This window comes from Nocardioides sp. P5_C9_2, assembly GCF_054049555.1.
Map to the genome: position 1 here is coordinate 1 of NZ_JBFUMD010000252.1, position 5,590 is coordinate 5,590.

5 protein-coding genes are annotated in these 5,590 nt (G+C 73.6%); 2 read left to right on the forward strand and 3 right to left on the reverse strand.

The window, feature by feature from the left end; translation table 11 throughout:
- A partial coding sequence (locus ACXJKL_RS13135; RefSeq protein WP_457207491.1) for a CaiB/BaiF CoA transferase family protein occupies positions 1–1,036 on the reverse strand: 1,036 nt, incomplete at its 3' end.
- 187 nt (positions 1,037–1,223) lie between these two features.
- Between ACXJKL_RS13135 and ACXJKL_RS13140 the strand changes: the two genes are divergently transcribed.
- Positions 1,224–1,820, forward strand: coding sequence for a PadR family transcriptional regulator (locus tag ACXJKL_RS13140; RefSeq protein WP_457207492.1), 597 nt, complete (start codon positions 1,224–1,226; stop codon positions 1,818–1,820).
- Positions 1,817–3,817 carry an oxidoreductase gene (locus ACXJKL_RS13145; protein WP_457207493.1) on the forward strand — a complete coding sequence of 667 codons (2,001 nt, stop codon included), beginning with the start codon at positions 1,817–1,819 and terminating at the stop codon, positions 3,815–3,817. Before ACXJKL_RS13140 ends, ACXJKL_RS13145 begins: the two co-directional genes overlap by 4 nt.
- 12 nt (positions 3,818–3,829) lie before the next feature.
- Here the strand turns inward: ACXJKL_RS13145 and ACXJKL_RS13150 are convergent, their stop codons facing one another.
- Both ACXJKL_RS13150 and ACXJKL_RS13155 read right to left on the reverse strand, forming a co-directional pair.
- Complete coding sequence (locus tag ACXJKL_RS13150) at positions 3,830–5,383, reverse strand: HD domain-containing phosphohydrolase (protein WP_457207494.1); 1,554 nt, start codon at positions 5,381–5,383, stop codon at positions 3,830–3,832.
- Positions 5,383–5,590 (reverse strand): hypothetical protein (locus ACXJKL_RS13155; RefSeq protein ID WP_457207495.1); only part of this gene is annotated, 208 nt, incomplete at its 5' end. The genes ACXJKL_RS13155 and ACXJKL_RS13150, both read right to left, overlap by 1 nt.

Genomic DNA, 5,590 nt, shown 5'->3' on the forward strand with positions numbered 1-5,590 from the left:
TCGCGGGAGTGCGGGAGAAGCGGGGCGCGGGGGCGGGCTGGGTGATCCCGTCCTGCTCGACGAAGGTGCCGCGGGCGGCCAGGTGCGGGTGCCGCGGGGCCTCGCCGTGGCGCACGACGGGGGCGACGCAGGCCTCGGTGCCGTCGAAGACCTCGCTCCACTCGGCCTGGGTGCGCTCCCTGAAGCGCGCCGTCAGGGCGTCGCGGATCGCCGGGTGGTGGACCGGGTCGTCGCGGTCGGGCAGGTCGAGCTCGAGCAGCCGGACCATCTCGGCGTAGAACTGCGGCTCCAGCGGGCCGACGCTCATGTGCTCGCCGTCGGCGGTCTCGTAGAGGTCGTAGTAGGGCGTGCCGCCGTCGAGCAGGCCGGAGCGACGCGTCCCGGCGCCCAGCCCGAGCGCCGCGAAGGTCGACGCCATCGCGTTGAGGTGCGCGGTGCCGTCGACGATCGCCGCGTCCACGACCTGGCCCTGACCACTCGTGCGGGCCTCGAGGAGGGCGGCGAGGACGCCGATGACGAGGTACGTCGAGCCGCCGCCGAAGTCGCCGAGCAGGTTGGTCGGGAAGTGCGGCCGGGCCGGGTCCTGCCCGAGGCCGTGGAGGGCGCCGGTGATGGCGACGTAGTTCAGGTCGTGCCCGGCCGTGCGGCTCCACGGGCCGTCCTGGCCCCACCCGGTCATCCGGCCGTAGACCAGTCGCGGGTTGCGGGCGTGGCACTCGGCGGGGCCGAGGCCGAGCCGCTCGATCGCGCCCGGGCGCATCCCCTCGACGAGCACGTCGGCCTGCTCGACGAGGTCGAGCACGGTCGCCACGGCGTCGGGGTGCTTGAGGTCGAGGACGACGCTCGGGCGGCCGCGGGTCAGGACGTCGTACCGTCCGGCACCCAGCATGTCGCCGCCCTTGCGGTCGATGCGGATCACGTCGGCGCCGAGGTCGGCCAGGATCATGCAGGCGTGCGGTCCGGGACCGATGCCGGCGATCTCCACGACCTTCACGCCGCGCAGCGGACCGCTCCCCTGCCCGAGTGACTCGCTCATCCTCCGATCATGACAGAACTGGTGTCAGCGTCGTGTGCAGCGGCTCGCCGGGCCCAGAGTCCCCGCTCAGGCGGGGACTCCGACACTTCGTGACGGTTGCAACGGTCACGAGGTCCACAACTCGCCCACCCAGTCCGTGACCGACCTCACCTTGCAACTCGTTGCATAGGTCTGCCACCCTCGTCGCGTGGCCCTCGAACACGCGCTCCTCGTCGCCCTGCGCGAGCAGCCCGCGTCCGGCCTCGAGCTCGCGCGGCGCTTCGAGAAGTCGATCGGCTTCTTCTGGCACGCCACCCACCAGCAGATCTACCGCGTGCTCGCCCGCATGGAGGGCGACGGCTGGGTCACCGTCGAGTCCGTCAGCCAGACCGCGCGACCCGACAAGAAGGTGTACGCCGTCTCGGCCGCCGGGCGCCGGGCGCTCGCCGACTGGCTCGCCGAGCCGGTGGGCACCGAGCCCTTCCGCAGCGAGCTGGCCGTCAAGCTGCGCGGGGCGTCGTACGGCGATCGCGCGACGCTGCTGGCCCACGTCGCGCAGGCGCGCGCGGACCACGAGACCCGGTTGGCGCACTACCGACAGCTCGAGCACGCCATGACCGACCACCCGACCGCGGACCCGACCGGCCACCGGCTCGACCAGCTCCTCGTCCTGCGCGGCGGGATCCGGCTGGAGCAGTTCTGGATCGACTGGCTGACCGACTACCTCGACGCGCACGCGCAGACCGCGACCCCCGAAGCCCCCGATGCACCCGATGCCCCCGAACCGAAGGCAGCCCTGAGATGACGTCGTACCCGCACCTCCTCGAGCCGATCACCCTCGGCGACCTGACCCTGCGCAACCGGGTGGTGATGGGCTCGATGCACACCGGCCTCGAGGACCACCCGTGGGACATCGACAAGCTGGCGGCCTACTTCGCCGAGCGCGCCCGCGGCGGCGCCGGGCTGATCGTGACCGGCGGCTACGCGCCCAACAAGCGGGGCTGGCTCAAGCCGTTCGCCTCCGAGATGACGACGCGGCTGCAGGCCGTCCGGCACCAGCGGGTGACCGGCGCGGTGCACGAGGCGGGCGGCGCGATCGCGATGCAGATCCTGCACGCGGGCCGCTACGGCTACCACCCGTTCTCGGTCGGGGCGTCGACGACCAAGTCCCCGATCACGCCCTTCAGCCCGCGCGCGCTGTCGACCCGGGGCGTCGACAAGACCGCGTCCGACTTCGCCGACGCCGCCCGGCTGGCCCAGAAGGCGGGCTACGACGGCGTCGAGATCATGGGCTCCGAGGGCTACCTGATCAACCAGTTCCTGGCCGCGCGCACCAACGACCGCACCGACCGGTGGGGCGGCAGCGCGACCGACCGGATGCGCTTCCCCGTCGAGATCGTGCGGCGCACGCGCGAGGCGGTCGGCGACGGCTTCCCGATCATGTACCGGATCTCGCTGCTCGACCTCGTCGAGGGCGGCCAGACGTGGGACGAGGTCGTGGAGCTCGCGGGCCTGCTCGAGGAGGCCGGCGTCACCGTCTTCAACACCGGCATCGGCTGGCACGAGGCGCGGGTGCCGACGATCATCACGCAGGTCCCGCGGGCGGCCTGGGCGAGCGTCACCGCGCGCCTGACCGAGGTCGCGAACGTCCCCGTCTGCGCGTCCAACCGGATCAACACCCCCGAGCTTGCCGAGGAGATCATCGCCTCCGGGCAGGCCCACCTGGTGTCGATGGCCCGGCCGTTCCTGGCCGACCCGGCGTTCGTCGCCAAGGCGCTCGACGACCGCGCCGACGAGATCAACACCTGCATCGCCTGCAACCAGGCCTGCCTSGACCACRCCTTCGGCAACAAGCGGGCCTCCTGCCTGGTCAACCCCCGCGCGTGCCACGAGACCGAGCTGGTGCTGATGCCGACCCTGCGCCCGGCGACCGTCGCGGTCGTGGGTGCCGGACCGGCCGGCCTGGCCGCCGCGGTCAACGCCGCGGAGCGCGGGTTCACCACCACGCTGTTCGAGAAGCACGCCGAGCTGGGCGGCCAGTTCCGCCTGGCCATGGAGGTGCCCGGCAAGGAGGACTTCGCCGACACGCTGCGCTACTTCACCCGCCGCCTCGAGGTGCTCGGGGTGGACGTGCGGACCTCGACGGAGGCCACGGCGGCCGACCTCGCGGCGTACGACCACGTCGTGGTGGCCAGCGGCGTCGTCCCCCGCATCCCGGTCATCGAGGGCATCGAGCACCCCAAGGCGGTGTCGTACGCCGAGGTGCTCGACGGCTCGGTGGCTGTCGGTCGGCGGGTGGCCGTGATCGGTGCCGGCGGCATCGGCGTCGACGTGAGCCACTTCCTCGCCCACGACCCGAGCGACACCGTCGAGGACTGGTACGCCCACTGGGGCGTCGGCGACCCGACCCTGCACCCCGGCGGCCTCACCGACGCCAAGCCGCGCACGCCGGCCCGCGAGGTCACCCTCGTGCAGCGCAAGGCCACCCCGATCGGCATCGGGCTCGGCAAGACGTCGGGCTGGGCGCACCGCGCGGTCCTCAAGCAGTCGGGCGTCACCCAGGTCGTCGGCGCGACGTACGACCGCATCGACGACGCCGGCCTGCACCTCACCGTCGACGGAACCCCGCGCGTGCTCGACGTCGACCACGTCGTCATCTGCGCCGGGCAGGAGTCCGTGCGCGAGGTGTACGACGTCCTGGACCACCCGAGCGTGCACCTCATCGGTGGTGCCGACGTCGCCGCCGAGCTGGACGCGAAGCGGGCGATCGCGCAGGGCACCGAGGTCGTCGCGGCCCTCTGACCGGCGTCAGGGTCAGCCGTCGACCGGCGCGACCAGCCCGTGCTGGAGGGCGTAGAGGCTCGCCCCCACCCGGTTGGTCGCGCCGACCTTGGCGTAGGTGCGCTCGACGTGGTTGCGCACCGTCTTCTCGCTGAGCACGAGACGGGCTGCGATCTCGCGGTTGGACTGGCCGCGGGCGACGAGGCCGAGGATCTCGGCCTCGCGGGCGGTGAGGGCGTCGGGGCGGCGGGTCCGCTCCCGCGCGTGGCCGGCCACGACGAGCACCGCATCCACGCAGTCGGGGTCGAGGGCCCCGCGGGCCACCCGCTCCCGCAGCCGGACGGCGGCGGCCTCGACCGACATCGCCTCGCGGTAGGGCCGCGGCTCCAGCGCCGACTGGTAGGCGACGGTGGCGGCAAGCAGCCGCTCCGGGCGACCGAGCGCGGTGCCGGCGAGCCCGAGCGGGTAGCCCGACCCGTCGAGGTGCTCGTGGTGCGCGCGGGCGATCGCGGAGACCGGCGCCAGCCCGGGGATGCGGGTCAGCACCCGGTCGGTGAGGTAGGGGTGCATGCGCGTGCGCTCCCACTCGGCGCCGGTCAACGGGCCGGGCTTCGACCAGATCTGGTTGGACACCCCGATCCGGCCGACGTCGTGGAGGTGGCCGGCGCGGCGGACGGCGGTCACGTCGTCGACCGGCAGCCCGAGCTGGACCGCGGCCGCCTCGGCGAGCGCCGCCACGTTGCGGGAGTGGCCGAACGTGAACGGGCACTTGAGGTCCACGAAGTCGCCGATGACGGCCAGCAGCAGGTCGAGGTGCTCCTCGTCGAGCCGGGCCTCGGCGTCGGGGGCGATCGCCAGGGCCCGGTCCCAGGGGTCGTCGCCGGCGGCGGCGAACAGCCCGTCGGGATCGGCCACGAACGCGTCCACGACCACCGGGTCGAGGTGTCCCCCGCGCCGGCTCCGGGCCATCGCGACGGCGCCCTGCACGCCGTACATCCGCTGGTGCACCTCCGCGACGTCGGCCAGCTGGGCCACCCGCATCTCGATCGGGATGTCGTCCCCGGACGCCCCGGTCGGTAGTCCGCCGCCGTCGTAGCGCTCGAACGTGGTCGTCAGCGCCCGCTCGACCTCCGGCGAGAGGCCGATGTGCCGGGCGAGGGCCGCCGCCGAGCTGCAGTGCGAGTGGATCAGGGTGGCGAGCTGGCCACGGGCGTCGCGCATCAACGCGGCCATGACGCGCACGCGCTGGCCCAGCGGCTCGCCGCGCGCGACGTTGCCGAGCAGGAACCGCAGGTACGGCAGGCCCGACCAGTCGACGAGGTAGGCCTCGCGGCGTACCGAGATGTCGTCGCCGAACCAGCGGGCGTACTCCTGCGAGTCCGCGTGACAGCCGATCCACATGAGCAGCGTCGTGTAGTAGACGGTCGCCCTCTGCTCGCGGTCCAGGCCGAGCCGGTCCGCGAGGCCGCAGGCGATCACCGACGACCGGAGCATGTGCTCGGCCGGCTGCCCGAGCCCGAGGTCGATCGCGACCGACAGCCCGGCGAGCACCTCCACCCGTCGGGGCAGCGACGCGGGCGTGGTCATCACCCCATTCTGGCCCTCGCCGGGCTCGGCGGGGTCCCGCTGGGATCCGCGCCTCCGGCCACGGGCGTGAAGCGCGCCCGGCCGACGAAGAAGACGCCCCGCTGCGGGAACCAGAAATCGCCCAGGCGGGTCTGCTCGGCGAGCGGTCCCGGGTCCCCGAAGTCCTCGCCGCGGTACGACGTCACGGAGCCGGCGAGGCCCCAGACC